The organism is Stenotrophomonas sp. AS012628, from assembly GCF_010608305.1.
Classification (GTDB): Bacteria; Pseudomonadota; Gammaproteobacteria; order Xanthomonadales; family Xanthomonadaceae; genus Stenotrophomonas; species Stenotrophomonas geniculata.
Genome location: NZ_VMBJ01000347.1, coordinates 1 through 202, shown reverse-complemented (window position 1 = coordinate 202; position 202 = coordinate 1). Strand labels below are relative to the sequence as shown.

The 202-nt window shown below is 67.3% G+C and carries 1 protein-coding gene; it reads left to right on the top strand.

The window, feature by feature from the left end:
• On the top strand, positions 1 to 202 hold a 202-nt coding region (locus G5A07_RS22205; protein WP_262405920.1), incomplete at both ends, for a LysR substrate-binding domain-containing protein.

Genomic DNA, 202 nt, shown 5'->3' with positions numbered 1-202 from the left:
CACTGAATGAGGACCTGTTTGATGTGTGTGTGCGCTTTGGCGAGCCACCCGATGCACGCATCGTCGCGCGCAAGGTGGCATCCAACCGGCGCCTGCTCTGCGCGTCGCCCGCCTACCTGCGCGAGCGCGGAACGCCCGCGACGCCGGCCGAGCTGGCACGCCATAACTGCATCGGTATCCGCCAGGGCAGCGATGCCTATGG